At 48.5% G+C, this 19,771-nt stretch carries 26 protein-coding genes; 9 read left to right on the forward strand and 17 right to left on the reverse strand.

The window, feature by feature from the left end; all coding sequences use genetic code 11:
* Positions 1-95: 95 nt before the first annotated feature.
* The 7 genes from MKQ70_RS25720 to tatC form a co-directional block, all read right to left on the reverse strand.
* Complete coding sequence (locus MKQ70_RS25720) at positions 96-713, reverse strand: FecR family protein (RefSeq protein ID WP_248075332.1); 618 nt, start codon at positions 711-713, stop codon at positions 96-98.
* Entirely contained in the window at positions 619-1,233 is a 615-nt protein-coding gene (locus MKQ70_RS25725) for a hypothetical protein (RefSeq protein ID WP_248075335.1), read from the reverse strand. Before MKQ70_RS25725 ends, MKQ70_RS25720 begins: the two co-directional genes overlap by 95 nt.
* Positions 1,230-1,850, reverse strand: coding sequence for an RNA polymerase sigma factor (locus MKQ70_RS25730; RefSeq protein ID WP_248075336.1), 621 nt, complete (start codon positions 1,848-1,850; stop codon positions 1,230-1,232). Before MKQ70_RS25730 ends, MKQ70_RS25725 begins: the two co-directional genes overlap by 4 nt.
* A 148-nt stretch (positions 1,851-1,998) precedes the next feature.
* The gene (locus tag MKQ70_RS25735) at positions 1,999-3,093 is read right to left on the reverse strand and encodes a M28 family peptidase (protein ID WP_248075338.1); all 1,095 of its coding nucleotides are present in this window, start codon (positions 3,091-3,093) and stop codon (positions 1,999-2,001) included.
* Between the two features lie 39 nt (positions 3,094-3,132).
* The gene (locus MKQ70_RS25740; protein ID WP_248075340.1) at positions 3,133-3,522 is read right to left on the reverse strand and encodes a hypothetical protein; all 390 of its coding nucleotides are present in this window, start codon (positions 3,520-3,522) and stop codon (positions 3,133-3,135) included.
* Between the two features lie 138 nt (positions 3,523-3,660).
* Complete coding sequence (gene rpiB / locus MKQ70_RS25745; RefSeq protein ID WP_248075342.1) at positions 3,661-4,119, reverse strand: ribose 5-phosphate isomerase B; 459 nt, start codon at positions 4,117-4,119, stop codon at positions 3,661-3,663.
* Between the two features lie 44 nt (positions 4,120-4,163).
* Positions 4,164-4,952: a twin-arginine translocase subunit TatC gene (gene tatC, locus MKQ70_RS25750; RefSeq protein WP_308199540.1), complete on the reverse strand. Its 789-nt coding sequence runs from the start codon at positions 4,950-4,952 to the stop codon at positions 4,164-4,166.
* Between tatC and MKQ70_RS25755 the strand changes: the two genes are divergently transcribed.
* On the forward strand, positions 4,932-5,267 hold the full coding sequence (locus MKQ70_RS25755) for a hypothetical protein (RefSeq protein ID WP_248075343.1): 336 nt from the start codon (positions 4,932-4,934) through the stop codon (positions 5,265-5,267). The two genes, tatC and MKQ70_RS25755, sit on opposite strands and share 21 nt — an antisense overlap.
* 443 nt (positions 5,268-5,710) lie before the next feature.
* Here MKQ70_RS25755 and MKQ70_RS25760 read toward each other — a convergent pair whose 3' ends face one another.
* The 5 genes from MKQ70_RS25760 to MKQ70_RS42720 all read right to left on the reverse strand — a co-directional run bounded on the left by MKQ70_RS25760 (position 5,711) and on the right by MKQ70_RS42720 (position 9,732).
* On the reverse strand, positions 5,711-6,979 hold the full coding sequence (locus tag MKQ70_RS25760; protein ID WP_248075345.1) for a hemolysin family protein: 1,269 nt from the start codon (positions 6,977-6,979) through the stop codon (positions 5,711-5,713).
* Between the two features lie 134 nt (positions 6,980-7,113).
* Positions 7,114-7,650, reverse strand: coding sequence for a guanylate kinase (gene gmk / locus MKQ70_RS25765; protein ID WP_248075347.1), 537 nt, complete (start codon positions 7,648-7,650; stop codon positions 7,114-7,116).
* A gap of 78 nt (positions 7,651-7,728) precedes the next feature.
* Positions 7,729-9,039, reverse strand: coding sequence for a UDP-N-acetylglucosamine 1-carboxyvinyltransferase (murA, locus tag MKQ70_RS25770; RefSeq protein WP_248075349.1), 1,311 nt, complete (start codon positions 9,037-9,039; stop codon positions 7,729-7,731).
* Positions 9,032-9,427 carry a DUF4290 domain-containing protein gene (locus MKQ70_RS42715; RefSeq protein ID WP_282456710.1) on the reverse strand — a complete coding sequence of 132 codons (396 nt, stop codon included), beginning with the start codon at positions 9,425-9,427 and terminating at the stop codon, positions 9,032-9,034. Before MKQ70_RS42715 ends, murA begins: the two co-directional genes overlap by 8 nt.
* The gene (locus MKQ70_RS42720; protein WP_282456711.1) at positions 9,421-9,732 is read right to left on the reverse strand and encodes a DUF4290 domain-containing protein; all 312 of its coding nucleotides are present in this window, start codon (positions 9,730-9,732) and stop codon (positions 9,421-9,423) included. Before MKQ70_RS42720 ends, MKQ70_RS42715 begins: the two co-directional genes overlap by 7 nt.
* Before the next feature lie 257 nt (positions 9,733-9,989).
* Between MKQ70_RS42720 and MKQ70_RS25780 the strand changes: the two genes are divergently transcribed.
* Positions 9,990-10,775 (forward strand): SDR family oxidoreductase, encoded by a 786-nt coding sequence (locus MKQ70_RS25780; protein WP_248075351.1) that lies wholly within the window; start codon positions 9,990-9,992, stop codon positions 10,773-10,775.
* Positions 10,776-11,096: 321 nt separating this feature from the next.
* Here the strand turns inward: MKQ70_RS25780 and MKQ70_RS25785 are convergent, their stop codons facing one another.
* The 5 genes from MKQ70_RS25785 to MKQ70_RS25805 all read right to left on the reverse strand — a co-directional run bounded on the left by MKQ70_RS25785 (position 11,097) and on the right by MKQ70_RS25805 (position 14,649).
* A complete protein-coding gene (locus MKQ70_RS25785; RefSeq protein ID WP_248075353.1) occupies positions 11,097-11,252 on the reverse strand; it encodes a hypothetical protein in 156 nt (51 codons plus the stop codon).
* Positions 11,200-12,087 carry a tryptophan 2,3-dioxygenase family protein gene (locus MKQ70_RS25790; protein WP_248075355.1) on the reverse strand — a complete coding sequence of 296 codons (888 nt, stop codon included), beginning with the start codon at positions 12,085-12,087 and terminating at the stop codon, positions 11,200-11,202. Before MKQ70_RS25790 ends, MKQ70_RS25785 begins: the two co-directional genes overlap by 53 nt.
* Positions 12,088-12,102: 15 nt before the next feature.
* Positions 12,103-12,570, reverse strand: coding sequence for an Lrp/AsnC ligand binding domain-containing protein (locus MKQ70_RS25795; RefSeq protein ID WP_248075357.1), 468 nt, complete (start codon positions 12,568-12,570; stop codon positions 12,103-12,105).
* Between the two features lie 494 nt (positions 12,571-13,064).
* Positions 13,065-13,412 carry a hypothetical protein gene (locus MKQ70_RS25800; RefSeq protein WP_248075359.1) on the reverse strand — a complete coding sequence of 116 codons (348 nt, stop codon included), beginning with the start codon at positions 13,410-13,412 and terminating at the stop codon, positions 13,065-13,067.
* A 106-nt stretch (positions 13,413-13,518) separates the two neighbouring features.
* Positions 13,519-14,649 (reverse strand): protein O-mannosyl-transferase family, encoded by a 1,131-nt coding sequence (locus MKQ70_RS25805; RefSeq protein ID WP_248075361.1) that lies wholly within the window; start codon positions 14,647-14,649, stop codon positions 13,519-13,521.
* Positions 14,650-14,802: 153 nt separating this feature from the next.
* Here MKQ70_RS25805 and trmB point away from each other — a divergent pair, with 153 nt between their 5' ends.
* The 7 genes from trmB (at position 14,803) to MKQ70_RS25840 (ending at position 19,670) form a co-directional block, all read left to right on the forward strand.
* Positions 14,803-15,198, forward strand: coding sequence for a tRNA (guanosine(46)-N7)-methyltransferase TrmB (gene trmB, locus MKQ70_RS25810; RefSeq protein WP_248075363.1), 396 nt, complete (start codon positions 14,803-14,805; stop codon positions 15,196-15,198).
* Positions 15,199-15,248: 50 nt separating this feature from the next.
* Positions 15,249-15,458: a hypothetical protein gene (locus MKQ70_RS25815; RefSeq protein ID WP_248075365.1), complete on the forward strand. Its 210-nt coding sequence runs from the start codon at positions 15,249-15,251 to the stop codon at positions 15,456-15,458.
* Positions 15,430-16,491 (forward strand): IPExxxVDY family protein, encoded by a 1,062-nt coding sequence (locus MKQ70_RS25820; RefSeq protein WP_248075367.1) that lies wholly within the window; start codon positions 15,430-15,432, stop codon positions 16,489-16,491. The genes MKQ70_RS25815 and MKQ70_RS25820 overlap by 29 nt, the downstream gene beginning before the upstream one ends.
* A 107-nt stretch (positions 16,492-16,598) precedes the next feature.
* The gene (locus tag MKQ70_RS25825) at positions 16,599-16,829 is read left to right on the forward strand and encodes a 4a-hydroxytetrahydrobiopterin dehydratase (protein ID WP_248075368.1); all 231 of its coding nucleotides are present in this window, start codon (positions 16,599-16,601) and stop codon (positions 16,827-16,829) included.
* Between the two features lie 20 nt (positions 16,830-16,849).
* Complete coding sequence (locus MKQ70_RS25830; RefSeq protein WP_248075369.1) at positions 16,850-18,925, forward strand: histidine kinase; 2,076 nt, start codon at positions 16,850-16,852, stop codon at positions 18,923-18,925.
* 2 nt (positions 18,926-18,927) lie between these two features.
* Positions 18,928-19,215 (forward strand): LytR/AlgR family response regulator transcription factor, encoded by a 288-nt coding sequence (locus MKQ70_RS25835; RefSeq protein WP_248075371.1) that lies wholly within the window; start codon positions 18,928-18,930, stop codon positions 19,213-19,215.
* A gap of 44 nt (positions 19,216-19,259) precedes the next feature.
* Complete coding sequence (locus tag MKQ70_RS25840; protein WP_248075374.1) at positions 19,260-19,670, forward strand: LytTR family transcriptional regulator DNA-binding domain-containing protein; 411 nt, start codon at positions 19,260-19,262, stop codon at positions 19,668-19,670.
* Positions 19,671-19,771 lie beyond the last annotated feature (101 nt).

A 19,771-nucleotide genomic window follows, 5' to 3' on the forward strand; every position in this document is an offset into this window, starting at 1 on the left:
GTCCTTTAAATTGACATTAAAAGCAACAAAGCGCGTTCTTCGCGCAGAATAGTACCGTTACCGGTTATTTGGTTGATTCTCGTTTCACCTTTGTATTATGGCATAACCGCCACCGTAGCGTTTTCTATGCGGAAGTGCACAGCGTCCGTGAGTTCCAGCATTTTCAACACTTCGGATAAATTCTCGTTTCGTGCTATCTGACCTGTAAATAATTTCTTCTTTAAACCATTGGAAGTAAAGTCCACTTCCACGTTGTACCACCTGCTCAGCTGGCGCATAATGCCGTCGAGCGCTTCATTGTTAAATACAAACATGCCTTCTTTCCAGGCGGCCACGTCTTCTATAAACGGATCGTTGCTAACGAGGAGATTGCCCGCACCGGTTAAACGCGCCTGCTGTCCCGGTTTCATGACCGGCGTGGTATTACTGCCACTGCTCACTTTAACCGCACCTTTCAGCAAGGATGTTTTCACCCATTGCTCATTATCGTATGCCATCACATTAAATTCGGTGCCCAGTACCTGCACCTGCATGCCGTCTACCTGCACGAAAAAAGGCTGGTTCGCACGTTGCGCCACTTCGAAATACGCTTCACCATGCAATTCCACTTTACGTTCGTTACTTACGAACGCAGTTGGAAAGCGGAGGGAGGAACTTGCGTTCAGCCACACTTTGGTGCCGTCCGGCAATACTACTACGGTACTGCCCGCCACGCGGTGTTGAAATGGTGTTATAGGTAAACGGTCTTGGCACCTCACCTTCCGGCGCGCTGTTGTAGGCCAGCTGTGCCCCGTTATATTTGATGATCTGTGTAGCCCCCTGTGCAGCGAGTGCGCCGTTACGCAGGGTATCGAGCTCCATCACGCTGCCATCGCCTAATGTAAGGGTGGCTTTGTTGCCGCCGGGTTTAACATCCTGCTGAAAGCGTTCTTCCTGGCTGGCCATTACTGCGTGGGGAGTCGTTTGTGTATGCGGCCACAGGTAAATACCTGCGGTAACAACTGCTGCTATTGCAGCTGCGACGGACAATCCACGGATCACGCGGGCAGCGCCGACCGTACGCGCGTTTATCCGCTGCTTCATGCGGCGGTGTAGTGATGCTGCGTGTTCGGGAATTTCGTCTCCGGTGTTGGATTCATCATACCAGGCATGCAGTTCGGCTTGTTCCGCGCCGGTAGCCGTCCCTTCCAGGAACTTCTGCGCCAGTTGTTGTATGCGTTGCTTATCCGTCATTTGGTTGATTTTGGAAGGGCGTTTAGGTATATAGAGACTTGCCGGCGAGGTTTACCCTTAGTCGGATCAAAAAAGTTAAAAAAGAAGTGGAGGGCTTTGCCGAGGTTAACGCGGATGATGCGCAATGCTTTAGTGAGATGGGCTTCCGCCGTTTTTTGCGAGATGTTCAGTTCCCGGGCAACATCGCCCAGCGATTGGTCATACAGTTTGGTAGCGCGGAACACGATGCGGCATTTTTCGGGAAGATCGCCGCTCAGCTTGTCGACCATTTCGAGCAACAGTTTATGTTCCAGCGCTTCGCCAGCCATTATTGGCGCCGCCGCTGCCTTATCGTGCAACTCCCGGCGCTGCTGTTCCCTGCCAAGATGGCGGTATACACCATACCGCACCATGGCTGATAAATATTTAGATAACTCCGCGATCTCGAGGCTGTGGCGCTTCTGCCAGATGGTTACAAACACGTCCTGCACCACCTCTTCGGCAGCGGAGGTATTTTTCAGGTGATGCCAGGCGGCGGCGTATAGCCTGTCCCAGTAGCGTTCATATAACTCGGTGAACGCTTTCCTGTCATTTTCCCTGACCAGATCCAGTAAATGTGAATCTTCTAACAGACGCATAAACAAAAACTAAAGCAGCACGGTGTATATCGATAATTCTCTACAGAAATGGTTGATTCTTTGCACAAAATACACAAAAACAGCAACAAATGTTACAGTAAACAAAACGGGCCAGCGAATCCGCCGGCCCGTTTTCCTTTTATCATGATTATTTTTCGTTCCTGTCTACTTTCACCCGCTCATCGCGGTTCGCAATTTCCCAGGCGGTGTAAAATACCAGTTGAGCACGTTTCTGCAACATACCGAAGCTGATTTTATCCACGGTATCGGTCTCCTTGTGATAATCCGCATGTACGCCATTGAAGTAGAAAATGATCGGAATTTTAAACTGTGCAAACATGTAGTGGTCCGAACGGTAGTAAAAACGATTCGGATCGTTCGGGTCGTTGTAACGGTAATCCAGTTTCAACTTCGTTCTGCTGTTTGCCGCTTCGTTGATCGGGCGCAGATCGGAACTCAGTTTATCATCACCGATCACATACACGTAATTACTGTCCGATGCATGCTCCGGATCAATACGGCCGATCATATCGATGTTAAGGTCTGCCACAGTATTGGCCAGTGGGTAAACCGGGTTTTCAACATAAAATTTAGATCCGAGCAAGCCTTTTTCTTCGCCGCTCACGGTCATGAATACAATGCTTCTGCGCGGACCTTTACCCGCTTTTTTCGCCTTCGCGAATGCTTCGGCAATTTCCATTACAGCTACGGTACCGGAACCGTCATCGTCCGCCCCATAAAATATTTTACCGTCGTGTTTACCGAGGTGATCGTAGTGCGCGGTAATAAACAGCACCTCGTCTTTTTTATCTGTTCCTTCGAGGTAACCGAGTACGTTGCTTGACTTATTTTCGAGCAGGCCTTTTTTAAACGTCAGGTTAGCGGGACCGCTGCTCGCAGATGTATAGGGCCTGCCGCCTTTTACCGCCGCTACCATGCTATCCATTACCGCTTTACCGAAAATCGCCTGCGCCATATTCGGGGTAATGAGGTAACTGTTCGGGATGTACTCCATGGTTGTCATGGTACCACCTTTTACATACTGGCGGGAGCGGGTATACGCCGGCGCCATGTATTTCATTGCGGAGGTATCTGCCAGGCGCTGCGACACTACAAACAGTGCGCGGGCGCCATGGCCGCCGGCTGCACGGGCTTTGGCTTTAAGATCGGTGCCCGGGGTATTGCCTTTTGAATTGCTTAGCAACGGTTTGCCATCCGCATCGCGGGGCTCACCGTCCAGCACAACAACGATCTTGTTGTCCGGTCACCGAGGTTTTTATAGTCATCGTGTCCTTCCACAGCAATACCATAACCTGCAAATACGATGGAGGCGTTGGTAATGTCCCTGGTTGCCGGACTCGCGAACGTTCGTAATGTAATCTTTGGCGAAGATGAAGTTTTGTCCGCCTATGCTCAGCGTGCTGGATGTAACTGTATCCTGCACCAGCGAGAAGTACTGTTCCCATGCGCCGGCGGCACCGGGCTTCAGCCCCAGCTTTTTGAAGTGCGCGGCGATATACGCTGCGGCCACGCGTTGTCCCTTGGTTGCGGTTTCGCGACCTTCCGTCTGTTTGCCGGCAATGAAGTTCAGGTGTTTTTTAAGGTCGGCGGTGGTAATAGTTTTGCCGTATGCGTCGGCGCCTGGCTTCAGGGGGCGGACGATTGCGCACACGCGCTCAAACCGGCTCCCACGAGGCAGGCTATCAGGGTAAAAGTTCTCATATGCAGCGAAATTGGTTCTTAAAATGGATACCGGCAATAGCGATCAACTATTGCCGGCAAATAACTTGAAATAAAGGTAACACATCAACTATGCGCAGGCGATCTTGTTCACGCGGTTGGCATGGCGCCCGCCCTCAAACGGCGTTGCCATGAAGGTCTCTACCATTTGTTTGGCTACATCGGTGCTTACGAAACGAGCGGGAACGCTCAATACATTTGCATTGTTGTGGCCGCGCGCCAGGCGGGCCAGCTCTTCACCCCAGCAAATTGCGGCACGTACGCCCCGGTGTTTGTTGGCGGTGATAGCCACACCATTACCGCTGCCGCATACCGGGATGCCAAACGCCACTTCCCCGTTTTCCACCGCTACAGACAGTGGATGCGCATAATCGGGGTAGTCTACCGAATCCGGTGAATTTGTACCAAAATCTTTTATCTGAATACCTTTTCCTTCAAGGTAAGAAATGATCTCTTCCTTGTATTCATATCCCGCATGGTCGCTGCCAATGGCTACCGGTAAAGCAAGATCAAAAGTATTTTGTTCCATATCTCTTAAAATTAAAGCATTTTATTCAGGTGATGCGGCGCCTGTTAGGACCACTCTTCTTCTTTTTCCTCAGCCTGGCGTTTGCGGTACACACGGGCAGAAATCAGGATACTGATCTCATACAACATATATAGCGGAATAAACACCAGCAACTGGTCCAGTACATCGGGCGGTGTAATTACAGCGGCCAATACCAGCAGCACCACGATCGCGTGCCTGCGGTAAGTGCGTAAGAACGTGGGCCCCAGAATACCAACTTTCGCCAGGAAATATACCAGGATAGGCAGTTCGAACAATACGCCCATACCAAACACGATCTGCGACATCAAACCAAAATAGTCATCGAACAGGAACTGGTTATCAATCTGGTCGCTCACGTTGTAAGACGCCGGGAAGTTCACCGTAAACGGCGCCACCAGGAAATAGCTGAACAGCACACCGATAAAGAATTGCATCGACACCCACAGGATAATGCCCCTGGAGCCTTTCAATTCCCTTTCTTTCAACGCCGGCTTTACAAACTGCCAAAACTCCCAGAAAACGTACGGTAAAGCACCGACAACACCTACGATAATGGCTACCTTAAACTGCAGCATCACCATACCCGCCATCTGCGTGTTCAGGAACTTGAACTTGACAGGTTCCATACACAGCTTATCGCCCATACCCAGGGCATTGCCCAGGCTGCACAACCAGCGGTACGAAGGGAAGTTAGGTCTTGTAGGACCAAACACCACGTAATCCAGTATTTCCTTAGTATATATAAAACCAACTACAGCCAGGGCGATAATTGCAAACGCGGACCGGACAAGGTGCCAACGGAGTTCCTCCAGGTGATCAAAAACGACATCTCGGCCTTGTCCTCATTATTGCTGAATAACTTCTTTAACATGTTCTCCTATAGTAAAGGACACAAATATAGCGGATGGCTGCCAATATATTCTAAGAAAGAAACAGACGGAAAAAAGAAGCAGGGAATGGAAAGTGATGAGGTTGCAAAACCGATTCAGGAACGCGGGGAATTTGCGAGAGATAGGGACAAAAAAAAGAGCCAGCCCGAGAAGAATCAAGAGCCGGCCTTTCATCCATTGTTTGTTAACCCCAAAAAAGTTGAATTCGAGAATGTCTTTTATAGTTCTCTGAAATAATTACTTACACATTTATTTGGCAAGCTAAATTTCTGTAAGTAGTTACTGTCAGAGAGCGTTTAAATTTCTAAAACAAAAATAGAAAGAAATCTTGTATTATCAATGTTACAACAAAGTTTTTTACAACCTTTTAACAAAAATCAAATAGACGTGTTAGGAAAAACCAGTGGTTCATCTAATTCAGCGGTTAAATTACTACCACTTTTTAGAAAATCTAAAATCTTTTAGAAACATAACGATTTATATTAATTCTAAATTATAAATATTTCTATCTAATTGATAAAGAAATAATATAAAGTCGCGTTTTGTTAATCATACGCCTCATTCAAAGATCGTTTGCAAAGGGTGCAGCATTGTCGCATGTGCAAATTCATTGCCCCCAGGCTTATTTTGTATCATACTAAAAAAACAGCCGAAAAATTGTTGCTAAAATCATGGAAATCCTAGTTCAGGATCTTCATTTTCACCATTTCTATACGGGTGTCGGTCACATTTAGTACGTCAAATTCGTAATCGTCGATGATGATCCGCTCTTTTAGCTTCGGAATCGTTTCGTGATGGGTAATAATATATCCGCTCAACGTCTCGCTTTCATCCTCCGGAAAATCGAATCCGTATTTTTCATTCAGATAATCCAGCTCCAGGCGCCCGGAAAAAATGTATTCTTTTTCAGCGATCTGTTTTTCTACAAACTCCTCTACATCGTGTTCATCTTTGATGTCGCCGAAAATTTCTTCCAATACATCCTCGATGGTTACAATGCCCGCGGTGCCGCCAAATTCGTCGACCACCCAGGCAATGCTCCGTCTTTCTTTATTGAACTTGCTCAACAGGTCAATAGCGCTCATTGTTTCGGGCACGGCCAGTATCGGGTGAATCACCGAACGGATGTCCGACGGGTTCTTGAACATATCCAGCTGGTGCACATATCCTAAAATGCTGTCGATATTATTTTCGTAGATAATGATCTTGGAGAGTTTCGTCTCCATGAACTTCTTTTTCGCATCGGTAATGGGCGCGGTAATATCCAGCGCTTCAATTTCTTTACGCGGAATCAGGCAGCCGCGGATTTTTACGTGTACGAGTGACAGGGCATTTTCGAACAATTCGGTATTCAGGTCCCGGCCCTCGCCCATATGCTGCTGCGACTGGCGGATATAATGCTCCACGTCTACCCGGGCGAACGAACTGCGGTTGTCAGCAATACGCACGTTAAACAGGTATTTCAGGATCCATTCGGAAATAGATACGAACAGGTTGCCCGGGATGTACAGCGGTTTGGTGAGCAGCGAAATCGGCAGCGCGAAAAAGCCTAATAAGGCTTCGGGGCGGGAGCGGAAGATGCTGCGGGGAATAAAGAAGCCGAAAAACAGCAGGAGCAGCGTAGCGGCAATGATTTCCGTGAACAACAGGATGGGCGACAGGAAGGCCATTTGATCTTCCGGGATAAAGTGCGCCCAAACCAGGTCCAGCGCGCCGGAAAAAGCCATGCTGTAAATTACCGTGGTAATGGTCAGACCAATAAGACTGGTGGCGAGGATCCTCGCCGGGTTTTCGTTAAAACCCGCCAGTATTTTACCGGTGGCGCGGCCCTGCTTTCTGCGCAGCTCCACGCTCAGTTTATTAAGGTTGGCAAATGCGGTTTCCATACCGGCAAAAAAGCCGGCGAGTAAAATCAGGGCAACTAGTAATACTATATTATAAATATCCATCTTAACAAAGATAAAGGATTCCTGTTATTTGTACGTCGCTGTAAAACTTGAAGAATATAAGTCGCTGGCGTCAAAAAACATACCGGAGGCAGCAACCGCTTCCTACCCCCGCAGAAAGCCTTCTACGATATCTTTTACCTCTTTGAAAGCCACATCCGGTGCTCATTGATCACAATCCAGTCAAATTCGTGGGCAAATGACAACTCGTAGCGGGCTTTCCCCAGTCGTTCGTCGAGCGACGCCTGTGTTTCGGAGCCGCGGCCGCTCAGTCGCTCGCGCAGTGCATCGATCGAAGGCGGCTGGATAAAAATGGTAAGCACATGGCCATGGTATTTTTCTTTGATCGACAGGGCGCCTTTCACGTCGATGTCTACCATCGGCACGCGACCTTCGCGCCAGATACGTTCCAATTCACTTTTGAGGGTGCCGTAGTATTTTCCGGCGTAGACCATTTCGTGTTCGGCAAACGCATCTTCCTCTATTTTCTGCTGAAAATCTTCGGGTGTTAAGAAATAATAGTCACGGCCGTGCACTTCGCCCTCGCGGGCCAGGCGGGTGGCGGCAGAAACAGAAAAGGCCAGTTGCGGCATTTCGCCCAACAGCTTTTTAACAATGGTGGTTTTTCCTGCGCCGGAGGGGGCGGTAATAATGATAATCTTTCCTGCTTCCATCCCGCAAAAATATAGCAGAAAACAAAAAAGGAGAAAAGTAATTGCTACTCTTCTCCTTTTATCCATATAATTATTTAGTTAGATACGTTTGATATCGGCGCCTAATGCAGTCAAGCGCGCATCAATGTATTGATATCCGCGATCGATCTGGTCAATGTTGTGGATGGTGCTTTTGCCTTCGGCGCTAAGGGCGGCGATGAGCAGGGAAACACCCGCACGGATATCAGGTGATGACATGGTGATACCACGCAGTTTATGCTGGCGGCCAAGACCAATTACCGCGGCGCGATGCGGATCGCACAGGATGATCTGTGCCCCCATGTCTATCAGTTTATCTACGAAGAACAGGCGGCTTTCGAACATTTTCTGGTGGATCATCACGCTTCCTTTTGCCTGGGTAGCTACGACCAGCACAATACTGAGCAGATCGGGCGTAAAGCCCGGCCAGGGGTGATCGGAAATAGTGAGGATGGAACCGTCGATGAACGTCTGGATCTCGTAGGAGTCCTGCTGCGGGATATAAATATCGTCGCCACGGAATTCCATCTGAATGCCCAGTTGCTGGAACTTTTCGGGAATGATACCCAGGTTTTCGATACCTGCGTTTTTGATCGTGATTTCACTCTGGGTCATGGCGGCGAGGCCAATGAACGAGCCGATCTCGATCATATCGGGCAACATGGCATGCTCGGTACCTTTCAGGCTGGTAACGCCTTCTATGATGAGCATGTTGGAGCCGATGCCGCTGATTTTTGCGCCCATACGGTTCAGCATTTTGGACAGCTGCTGCAGGTAAGGCTCACAGGCGGCATTATATATAGTAGTAGTACCGCTGGCCATTACCGCTGCCATCAGGATATTGGCGGTACCGGTTACAGAGGGCTCGTCCAGCAACATAAAAGTGCCTTTGAGACCGTCTGTTTCCAGGCGGAAGTAGTTATCGTCGTTATCGTATACGAATTTTACACCCAGTTTTTCGAAACCGATGATGTGCGTATCGAGACGGCGGCGGCCAATCTTATCGCCACCGGGCTTCGGAATGTACGCCCTGCCAAAGCGCGCCAGGAGCGGACCGGCAATCATCACGGAACCACGCAGGCGGCCGGATTTCTTTTTAAACTCCGGGCTTTGCAAATAGGGTATGTCAATGTTGTCTGCCTGAAACTCGCATTTATCGCGACTGATACGGTTAACCTTAACGCCCATGTCTCCCAGCAACTCAATCAGCAGGTTGACGTCTACAATGTCGGGGATATTACTGATAGTAACTTTTTCGGGTGTCAGCAAAACGGCGCTGATAATCTGTAATGCTTCGTTTTTAGCGCCCTGGGGAATGATCTCCCCTTTTAAGCGGTTGCCACCCCGAACTTCAAAAGCGTTGCTACTCACTTGTTCCTATTTTTGTATTTATTGTTGTTGTTGTGTTTATTGCCCTGCTTATTTCCGCCCTGGTTATTGTTGTTGTTCGAGAACTGCTTTGAATAGTTCTTTTACGTTTCCCGGAATTGCCGCTGTTGCTGGCAGACTGTGCCCGGAAGGCTGCCTGTTGCTCGTTGGCGCTTGCGCTGAAATTATCGGAAGATGATTTGGAAGCGCCACCCGGATGGTATTCCAGCTGACCTTTGGATATATTATGCAACTCTGTACGGATCGCATCGTCGTGTACACTTTCTTTGTGCCAGTTGCTGTATGCCAGTTTCATGTAGTTGGCCACCGTTTGGGTAAAGCCTTCTTTCTTCTCCGGATTTTCTTCCCTGATCGCTTTGTCCATCACCATTTCCAGGTTTTTACCGAAGTGACGGTTCCGCGGGTATTTTTAGGATAACCGAGGCGCTCCGGCTTGCGGCGCAGCGTTTCGCGGGTGGGAATAGGATAAGGCGATTCTACGTCCAATTTAAAATCGGAAATCAGGAACAGGTGGTCCCAGAGTTTATGACGAAAATCTTCTACGTTACGTAAATGAGGGTTGAGTGTACCCATCAGCTCTATCAACGCCATGGCGTTAGCCTGACGATGATCAGCGTCCTCAATGGTTAACAGGTACTGTACCATTTTCTGGATGTTGCGGCCATACTCTTTCATAATCATATGGCTTCTGGTGGTATTATATTCCATCACGCACTTTTATAAATAAGTAAAATGTGTTTTGCTAATAACGGCATCCTAAACGCGTTGGAACGCAGGAGGTTTCTTTGTTCTTAGGGAGCGGAAGGCCGTAAGTGTAAGTTTAAATTGCGGTAAACCTATATACTTTGCAAACGTAACGAAAAATACCCATAAAAACCGAAATTCCAAATTACCCGGTTGGCGAAAAGCCTTTATAGGGTTAATTTTAACAAATGGAATTATCATTGAAAGGAAAAACCGCCGTGATCTGCGGCGGCTCGCAGGGCCTGGGACTGGCATCTGCAAGAGAACTGGCCTTGCTGGGCGCTAATTGCATCCTCATCAGCCGCAATGAAAACTCACTGTTGGATGCCCTGCAAACACTTGACCAAAACCAGGGACAACAACACAGTTACGCTACGGCCGATTTTACCCAACCCGAAAGCGTGCGCACGGCGATCAGCAACATCACTTCGCAACAAGCCGTAAACATATTGGTGAACAACACCGGCGGACCGGCCGGTGGCCCCATTACAGACGCGGAACCGGAAGCATTTGCCAAAGCATTTGCCATGCATGTGGTATGCAACCAGATTCTAGTACAGGCCGTGTTGCCCGGTATGAAAAGCAGCGGGTACGGCCGCATCATCCAGATTATATCCACTTCTGTTAAAGCACCGATCAAAGGATTGGGCGTATCCAACACCACCCGCGCGGCGGTGGCGGGCTGGTCCAAAACACTGGCGGGAGAACTGGCGCCGTTCGGGATTACGGTGAACAATGTATTGCCCGGTTCTATGACCACCGACCGGTTGTTCTCGTTGTTCGAAACGAACGCCCAACGCCGAGGGGTAGATCGATCCGTGATCGAGGCGGAATGGAAAGCAGAGATTCCTATGCAGCGCTTTGGCGATCCGGCGGAATTTGGCGCGGCAGTAGCATTTTTAGCATCGCCGGCGGCGGCCTACATTACCGGGGTTAGCCTGCCTGTAGATGGAGGTCGTATACCGAGTTTATAGGATATGCACCGGATACAAGGCAAATATCCCACCAGTATAGGGGCAGGTAAGGCGTACTTAATGCGGACTTGAGGTGGACTTAATGCGGACTTGCCACTCATATCGTACTGGCAGTCAATTAGTTACCGATATCCCACATGATAAAATACGTTGATTATCAATACCTTGGATGCTTTTGCAGTACATGACACGGCCGTTGGCTGATGTTAATTTAACCATCATAGAAGGGCACCGTACACTGAGCGACGAAATTAGAAAGGCGGCCTTAACCCGGGCCGCCCTTTTTAATACATTCATTTTGATGGTTGGTAATGCTGATCGTTATATGTCTACCATTTTGCCCCAATTGGCGATTTCTTCTTCTGTCCATACGTCCGGGAAAAACACGATGCGCTTGTTTTTGGGAGGCAGGTACTGTTGCCAGTTAGTGCCGCCTGTAGCCGCGATTTCCTTTGGTTCTTTGTGCAGGTAGCGCACGGCGGATTTGTAGTGCATGAGTGGCCAGCGCACGTTGATGTTGAGATCGTATTCCTTTACCAGCGGCGCCAGGCGCCCGGGCATCGGCGGGTAATGAATAATACCGGTCGGCCACAGTGCGGCCTTTGTACTCGGTGGCCAGTTTCAGGAACTGGTCCATATACTTGCGTTCGAACTGGCGGAGGGTGAGTGTTTTTTTACCGGTAGCCAGCTCGGTAGCACCGCCACGCCAGTAAATTTTGTCGAGCACCGAGGGCAGATCGTCTGCCACCAGGCCTTCGCGATGCGGTTCGTACACCAGTTGCTTCAGCGGCGCGGAAGTAATTTCGATCATGCGGAACTGCCCGCTCTGGAAGCCACTTGCGGGCAAGAGGGCCATGCGGAACTGCAGGAACTGATCTTTGTCCATGCCATCGACCATGATCTCGAATGAACGGATGAGGTTGCGGAAGTAGTTATTCACGCGCCTGATCTGTGTTTCGAAGGTTTTCTCATCGGTGCTTTCGGTAGTACAAACCTGTGCAATGGCCTGCAGGCTGAGCTTAAAGTAAAGCTCGGTGATCTGGTGGTAAATAATAAAGATGTTTTCGTCCGGTATCGGTGTACGCGGATGTTGCAGATTCAGCAGCACATCGAGGCCGATGTAATCCCAGTAAGTGAGGTAATCTGCATACAGCAGCCCATCAAGGTAGGATGATAAATCCTGGCCCATGGCGGCATACTTTTCTTCGAGAAGTTTGATCTTCTCTGCAATTTCTGTTGTAACCATGCGGCAAGAATAAGCAATTACCCTACATTTACCAGTGGCCTTGCCACCGGTAAAATTCAGTTCCATAACGGGTAATCAGGGTTATTCTACAACGTTGATCGTACGGGTAAAGCTTTCTTCGAGGGAGATGAAAGTTTCGGTGCGTTCGATGCCTTTAATTTTCTGCAATTCGTCGTGCAGTACATGGCGAAGTCCGGAGATGTCTTTACAGATAATTTCCGCGAACATGGAATAGCTGCCGGTGGTGTAGTTCAGTCGTACGATTTCGGGGATTTTGCGCAATTCTTTGGCCACGGAGTCATACAAAGAGCTTTTTTCAAGGAAAATTCCAATAAAAGCGATGACATCGTAGCCAATCATTTTTAAATCTACGTGTAATTTAGTACCTTTAACTATACCCAGCTCTTGCAGTTTCTTCATCCTCACGTGGATAGTGCCTCCGGAAACGAACAGTTTCTTCCCCAGGTCAGCATAGGAGATTTCAGCGTTGTACATCATCTCGCTGATAATCTGTAAATCCAGTTTGTCAATATTCAAATTGTGGCTCATTTTGACAACTTGTTTTTGAATGTTTTAAAACTCTCTGCAAATATTTAAAAAATTTCGAAATTTCCAAAATTATTCTTGAAAAATTTGCAAAAAAGATACCCTGTCTTTAGATTTGCATCATATTACTACGGTAAAAGAGATGCAAAAGGCATTTCCCTTGTGGTAAATTTTGTGGGATGATGAAATTGGCAGACATGCCCTCTTGTCTCGGGGGTGAGGATCACGGAATAAACACAGCATAATGGGTTGACCACTAATCTTATTTGTGCTGCGGCTAACTGCCTCGTGGAGGTTCGACTCCTTCTCCTACAGCTTAATTGAAATTGTTATGAAAGCGCCCGGAATCAAACATGGGCGCTTTTTTTTGTGTGTGTCTGAAAATGAAAACCGACTTAGCGTAGAGCAGACACAACAACCTTTACTATTTTATCCAACCAAATAATTAAAACGCCCGGGAATGTCCCGGGCGTAGTTGTTTTATAAGGTATGGCTGCTTACTGTGTTAGCTTGCCTATGTATTTCAGTTCGTATATCTTGCCCAATCCATCGTCTTCGGGGTTCATCAGCACCAGGTGATCTTTGTATTTCTCCACGAACACCGCCGTTTTCTCATACGTTTCCGGATCCCTGAACTTTACCACATCGTCGCGGTGGATCATGTCTTCGGCAATGTATACATGCTTTCCCGCAGCAATGGTGCGCTCCGCTTCCTCCATACAACGGTCAAACGCCTGTTCCGGGGAGCAAATGCTGGCAGGACTTTCATACACAATGTAGGCGAGCATGCTGCCCGAGCCCAGCGACAGTACCAGTCGCCCGGCTGCGCATGCTGCTTCAGCCATTCGGCGCGGTTAACGATGTAGTCGCTATTTTCCGAACGGATGAGCAGATAACCGCCGATCAGGTTATGAAAAGCGAGTACGCCTACCGTAAGCCAGGGCAGGAAGGTCAGTTTTTATTGAATAAGGGCGCTACCAGCGCGGAATTGAACAGGAGTACAATCGGAACGAGCAACATCGTCCACGGTTCGGGCGAGTTAGGATCGAGGTAGAGTAATACAAGGCCGTACACGGCCATCCAGGCGACGAGCAGCCAGTTTTCCGAACGGAAATCTTTGCGGCTGGCATGGCGGACACCTTTGATCACGAGCCAGAGTACCAGCGCGCCGGTGAGCACCAGCGTGGCGCAGGCCACGTAATTGAGTACGCCGTTCATATTGGCCGCGTACACCTCCTCCACGATCATATTGGCCGGGAAGCGCGCGCGGATGAAGGTCTCAACGGTATCGATGCCGTACAGGAAACCGGTGGACACCACATTACTAATTAATACAAACACGGTTACGAAGATGGAGCCGTACGACTGCGAAGCCCCATCCATCAGGAAAGCCACGAAGGTTTGCTGCGGCGTAAGGAGCTGATAAGTAATATAATAACCGCCAATCACCACTACAACACCAGCGATGCCATATATAAAGGCGGCGATCCAATGTCTTCTTAGAAAGAAAGCAAAAGGAAAACAGAAGAACAGCGGGATGGCATTCGGTTTGTACACCAACACCCCGATACCGGCAATGGCACCTGCGAGCACCGCAAGGAACAGGGGGCTGATCTTTCTTTCTGATAAAATAAGATATAGCACCCCGATGCAGAACACGTTGGAAATGGCATACACCTCGGCTTCCACCGAGTAACGCCAGTAGCCGTACGCGAACAACAATAACGCACAGCCACAAAGGGCGGCACCGCGACCGAGCTTTAACACCCGCTCCCGGAAGCGGTAACAGAGCAAAAGGGTTAGGGCGCTACAGGCGGCGCTGAGCGCACACATGATCCAGTAAGGATCCGCCAGTTCGCCGGTAAGCTGCCATACCAGTTTGGCCAGGGGCAGAAAGAACAGGTAGCGCGGCTGGAACAGGTGAGCATAACCGGAGCTGCGTACCAGGTATGCATAGTGAAAACCGTCATCGGCCTCACTGCGGTTGCCTGGAAAGCTGAGGATGAAGAATAACGTTAATGCGACGAACGCAATGCTGCCATAGACAAGGGATGATCTGTTGGGGTTCGTTTTTGCTATCATAAATATGTTTTGTCACATGATTTGCTGCCTAAAATTAAGACCCTGTTTTTAAAAAAGGAAACGAAAGAGGAGCAACGCGGGCTTTTGCTTACTTTTGCAGGGCATGGGACAAAAAAATTACAACGTTTCGCAGATATAGAAACTTTCCCGAACGTGCTGATCTACCCGGAAGGCATGCAGGGAAAATGGAAAGAACATTTTGGCAACGACCAGCCTATTACGCTGGAACTGGCTTGCGGTAAAGGCGATTATGCATTGGGGCTGGGCCGCATGTTCCCGGAGCGTAATTTCATTGGGGTTGATTTGAAAGGCAACCGCATTTGGAGGGGCGCTAAAACTGCGCTGGACGAACAACTGGCTAACGTAGGCTTTTTGCGTACGCAGATCGATCATCTGCAGAATTATTTTGCAGCCGGCGAAGTAGCCGAGATATGGATCACTTTTCCGGATCCGTTCCTGCGGGCGTCCAAAGCAAAAAAGCGGCTGACGCATCCGAAGTTTCGGCTATTTACCAGCCGTTACTGCAACCGGGCGCCACCATCAACCTAAAAACAGACTCGGCAGAACTTTATAATTTCACTAAAATAGTCATTGACGCAGTGGGGTGCGGACTGCAGGAAGATGTGGCGGATGTATACGCAAATCCGCATAGCATTCCGCCGGTGCTTAAAATACAGACCTTTTATGAAGGTATGCACCTGGCCGACCGTCGCACGATCCGCTACCTCAGGTTTACCCTGCCGGAGCAACCTATTGACTGGCGCGCTATAAACCTGCCCGATGAAAACACAGCTGATAGAGAACATTGATTTCTATTACAACGAGCAGGGATTAATGGTGCTGACCGAAAAATTCCACCTCGACAGAGGCCGGTGTTGCGGAAACGGCTGCAAACATTGTCCGTACGATTATGAAAACGTACCCGAACCAAAAAAGCCAGGCTCCTCGCCCAGCGCGACGAAGAGCAAACGAAGCCCTGAAGAGGTGAAGGAACCGCCTTCCTTTTACGAGAAGGTGTATGCCATCGTGCGAAAGATTCCCAAAGGCCGGGCCACTACATATGGCGCCATCGCCGAAGCATCCGGCATCCGTCTTTCTGCCCGCATGGTTGGCTGGGCGATGGGCAGCGCGGGCCGTGTAAAACCGACCGTTCCCGCCCACCGCGTGGTAAACCGGAACGGGATGCTCAGCGGCAAACAAGCATTTGAAACACCCACGATGATGCAGGAGTTATTAGAAAGTGAAGGCATCATTGTGAAGAACGATACGATACAGGACTTTAAAAACATTTTCTGGGATCCCGGAGGTAATAAACCACCGGCCGCTGTAAAGCCACCCCGGAAAGGCACTACGACACAACAGACAACAACAGTGAAAAAAGCAAAAAACAGTAACAGCATGTCCGTACTCAAACTGAAACTTGACCAGGACCAGTTGGTGGAAGACTTTTTCGATGAGACCTTTCTCGTTGGCATCGCCTCCTCTGCACGAGACTACCAGTTGTGCTGGCAGCTGAACCGCCAGCTGCACTTCGATTTCCGCGTGAACAACTCATTAGAAATTAAACTCACCAAAGGTCCCCGCTCTTTCTATTTTCCTGTTTTCGATTTCATGGAGCCTACCAAAACCGTGGAACACTACCTTTATAACAATCATTGTAAAGGAGAATTCCTGTTGCCGGAGCTCAAACACATCCATTACATCTGGTTGATCAAAGGCAATTATTATCAGCAGGATGACATTAAAAAATTAATCGAGTTGCTGCGCTATGTAGAGATGGTACAATTAGTATCTTTATTAGACGCAAGAGATATTAAGAATAAGATGAATTTAATTTTTTGATGAATACTTTTCGCCGTTAGCGTTTTTCGAATGTTCAGGATTGCCTGTAAGCCGTACGTTTTAGTAATGAACCCCGGAATCTATCTAAATCCTAAATCATTTTTACTATGTGGCAGGAAAAAGATAAGCAGCTTTACCGCTCTTTTCAGTTTAAGGATTTTAAAGAAGCATTCGGCTTCATGACCAAAGTGGCATTGATAGCCGAAAAGATGGACCACCACCCGAATTGGACGAATGTATATAACAAGGTAGAAATCTTCCTTTGTACACATGAGGCAGGCGATACCGTTACCGATAAAGACCATCAACTGGCGAAAGCAATTGATGGGCTGTTGTAATCCATTAATTTTCCAGATCAGTGACGCGACTCTTTTTAACGCTTCTTTTGTTCTGTAGCACCTTTACTACCAACGCAGGCACAACTTTAGAAGACTACTCCGCCGGCTACAACGCACCCCGGCAGGGTTTGGACTTGCGCCCGCACCTGGGTGTGCTGCGGGCAGGAAGCGACCGCTATACCATACAGGAAGTGCTGCAACTGCCCTTCCATATAGACACCAGCGTATTTCACGCTGGCCGCACGCTTAATAACGGCGTTAACAGCTTATGGCTGAAACTGACTGTCCGCAACAATACCGCGAACGACAGTTCCGCTGTACTCTTTGCCGGCTGGCATGACTATATGTACTGGTACGAACCGGGCAGCAACGGTCAGTACCGCCTGCACACGCAAACCGGCCTTATGACCGATAATGCCGGCGTAGAGCGTTGGGACCACTATGCTTTTCCCGTGGAAGTCCCCGCCGGGCAAACCAAAACGTACTACCTCCACATCAGCAATAGTTATTACCGCGAAAATGCCCTACAACCATTGCTGTTCAATCAATTTGAATACTATGACTTCAGGCATGTGACTTCCAATTATTACAAACAGGAAGCACTGATCATACAAATCATTATCGGGATGCTGCTCGTTTTCCTCAGCATCACCGTTATCAATTACACCCAGCTGCCCGATCGTTCGTCGCTGTACTTTGCAGGTTACATTCTTGGCCTCATCGTGTACTTTGCACTGCGGCTCGACGCAAAACCCTACCAGCTTTCGTTTTCGCACCACTGGCCCAAATTGAAGTACTATTGGGACATCCCCGCGCTGTTTTTCTGTTTTTACGTGATGTACTTTATGTTCGGCAACGTATTCCTCAGCCTGCGCGAGCGCTATCCTTTAATGGAAAAGATTTTCCGCTGGTCAGCCTGGGTTTCGTCCGTGTTGATGCTGTTGTCTGTTTACTGCATTTACCGCGCCTGGTATGATATTCCGGGTAAAATGTATACCTACTTCTACTTTGGCACGCTCGCCCCACTGGGAGCCGGACTAGTGGCCCTGGCGCAACGTTCGCGACACCATCCGCTGATCCGCTTTTTCCTTTTTGGATCGATAGCGATTTATGTACTGTCGTTTTGTGCGTTCGTATTTAACCGGGAGCCGGTGGGTTTAACCGCCATCCCGGAACTGGTAACGCCATCGGGTATGCTGGTAGTCGGCGTGTTATTGCAGGCGCTGTTTTTTGCGGCGGGACTCAGTTACCGGAACAAACTCGTTCACCAGGAAAAAACAAAAACACAGGAACTGCTCATTAAACAACTGAATAAAAATAAAGAGCTGCAACGCAAGTTGAATGAGCAACTGGAAGAACTGGTAAAAGAACAGACCACTGAAATCCTTCGTAAAAAGCAGGAGCTGGAAGAGCAGCGCAAACTGCAGCTCGAAATCGAATATGGAAAGAAGTTATCGGAAATAGAACTGAAGGCGATCCGCGCGCAGATCAATCCCCATTTTATTTTCAATTGTCTTAATTCGATCCAGCTGTTCGTGATGCAACGCGACTATGAATATGCGCAAAAGTATTTGTCGGACTTTTCATACCTCATCCGTAAAACACTGGACTTCTCCCGGCGCAATTTTATTTCGCTTTCTGACGAGATCACCTATCTAAATACTTATCTTGGACTTGAAAAGATGCGTTTTGAGCACAAAATGGAATATGAGATCGTTGTAGATCCCACCATTCCCACCGGTGAACTGGAAGTGCCTGCGATGTTGCTGCAGCCATATGTCGAGAACGCCGTGAAACATGGCATGAACAATGAGGCGCATACTACTGGCAAACTCACTATCCGCTTTAACCAGGATGATGAAGAAGAAATGCTGGAATGTGTGATCGAAGACAATGGCATCGGTATAGAAAGATCAAAAGCCCTGCGGCAACTGCCGCCACATCATCAGTCATCAGGTATGGAAATTAGTTTGAACCGCGCAGAGTTGCTGAACAAAATGTACAATACCGAAATCCAGATTGAAATTATTGATAAAACATTGAGCCAGTATCCGGAAAGTGGCACCATCGTGCGCATCCTGATACCCCAGTTATAACAATGATCCGCGCCGTTATCATAGACGATGAAAGGAACAGCAGGGACATTATTACCCTCATGCTGGAAAAATACTGCCCCGGCGTATCGCCGGTGGGCACGGCAGCCAATTGCCGCGATGGTATCGCACAAATTAAAGAGCAACGTCCGCAATTGGTTTTCCTTGACCTTGAAATGCCGGATGGCACCGGCTTCGACGTACTCAACGGCACATACGACGAATCGTTTGAAGCGATTTTCGTAACCGCTTTCGAGAAACGTTTTTACATACCATCCGATTTTCAGAAGTAGAATTAATCCTGAAACCAATTGACCGGGAAAGCCTGGTCGGTTGTGTGGAAAAAGTATCACATCGCATTTTGGGCAATGCATCCAAACAGCGCTATGACGTGCTGCTCGACAATTTTTCAAAGGAAGATAATGACGACAAAAATATCATTATCCCATCGCCCGAAGGCGCCATGCCCGTGATTCCCGTCAGCCTGATCGATTACCTCGAGGGCGCCGGCGACAAGGTGATTTTTCACCTGCAGGATGATACGGTGCTGCCTTCTACCCACACCTTTCGTTTTTATGCGGAATTGTTTAACGCCATGAAGTTTTACCAGGTAAATAATCAACAAATTGTACAACTTTCGCACATTACGGCACTGGATAACGACAACAACCTCGTACTGCTGAAAAGTGGAGCCGCAGTGGAAGTGACCGAACGGCGCAAAAAGGAACTGCTCGCCCTCTGGAAATAATATCGCAATTACTTTGGCAAAGAATTTGGATACCTGTTGATATAAAACGATCAACATGAAAAACCTGCGTAACAGCTGCCTGCTCCTGCTGGCTGCGGGCT

Origin of the sequence: Chitinophaga sedimenti (genome assembly GCF_023156195.1) — a bacterium.
GTDB lineage: Bacteria > Bacteroidota > Bacteroidia > Chitinophagales > Chitinophagaceae > Chitinophaga > Chitinophaga sedimenti.

Coding starts and splice junctions, on each gene's coding strand:
- MKQ70_RS25725 (WP_248075335.1), bottom strand. CDS start 1,233: ATGACGGATAAGCAACGCATACAACAACTGGCGCAGAAGTTCCTGGAA.
- MKQ70_RS25730 (WP_248075336.1), bottom strand. CDS start 1,850: ATGCGTCTGTTAGAAGATTCACATTTACTGGATCTGGTCAGGGAAAAT.
- rpiB (WP_248075342.1), bottom strand. CDS start 4,119: ATGGAACAAAATACTTTTGATCTTGCTTTACCGGTAGCCATTGGCAGC.
- MKQ70_RS25760 (WP_248075345.1), bottom strand. CDS start 6,979: ATGGATATTTATAATATAGTATTACTAGTTGCCCTGATTTTACTCGCC.
- gmk (WP_248075347.1), bottom strand. CDS start 7,650: ATGGAAGCAGGAAAGATTATCATTATTACCGCCCCCTCCGGCGCAGGA.
- MKQ70_RS42715 (WP_282456710.1), bottom strand. CDS start 9,427: ATGGTGATGGACAAAGCGATCAGGGAAGAAAATCCGGAGAAGAAAGAA.
- MKQ70_RS42720 (WP_282456711.1), bottom strand. CDS start 9,732: ATGAAAGAGTATGGCCGCAACATCCAGAAAATGGTACAGTACCTGTTA.
- MKQ70_RS25780 (WP_248075351.1), top strand. CDS start 9,990: ATGGAATTATCATTGAAAGGAAAAACCGCCGTGATCTGCGGCGGCTCG.
- MKQ70_RS25790 (WP_248075355.1), bottom strand. CDS start 12,087: ATGGAACTGAATTTTACCGGTGGCAAGGCCACTGGTAAATGTAGGGTA.
- MKQ70_RS25795 (WP_248075357.1), bottom strand. CDS start 12,570: ATGAGCCACAATTTGAATATTGACAAACTGGATTTACAGATTATCAGC.
- MKQ70_RS25800 (WP_248075359.1), bottom strand. CDS start 13,412: ATGGCTGAAGCAGCATGCGCAGCCGGGCGACTGGTACTGTCGCTGGGC.
- MKQ70_RS25805 (WP_248075361.1), bottom strand. CDS start 14,649: ATGATAGCAAAAACGAACCCCAACAGATCATCCCTTGTCTATGGCAGC.
- MKQ70_RS25820 (WP_248075367.1), top strand. CDS start 15,430: ATGAAAACACAGCTGATAGAGAACATTGATTTCTATTACAACGAGCAG.
- MKQ70_RS25825 (WP_248075368.1), top strand. CDS start 16,599: ATGTGGCAGGAAAAAGATAAGCAGCTTTACCGCTCTTTTCAGTTTAAG.
- MKQ70_RS25835 (WP_248075371.1), top strand. CDS start 18,928: ATGATCCGCGCCGTTATCATAGACGATGAAAGGAACAGCAGGGACATT.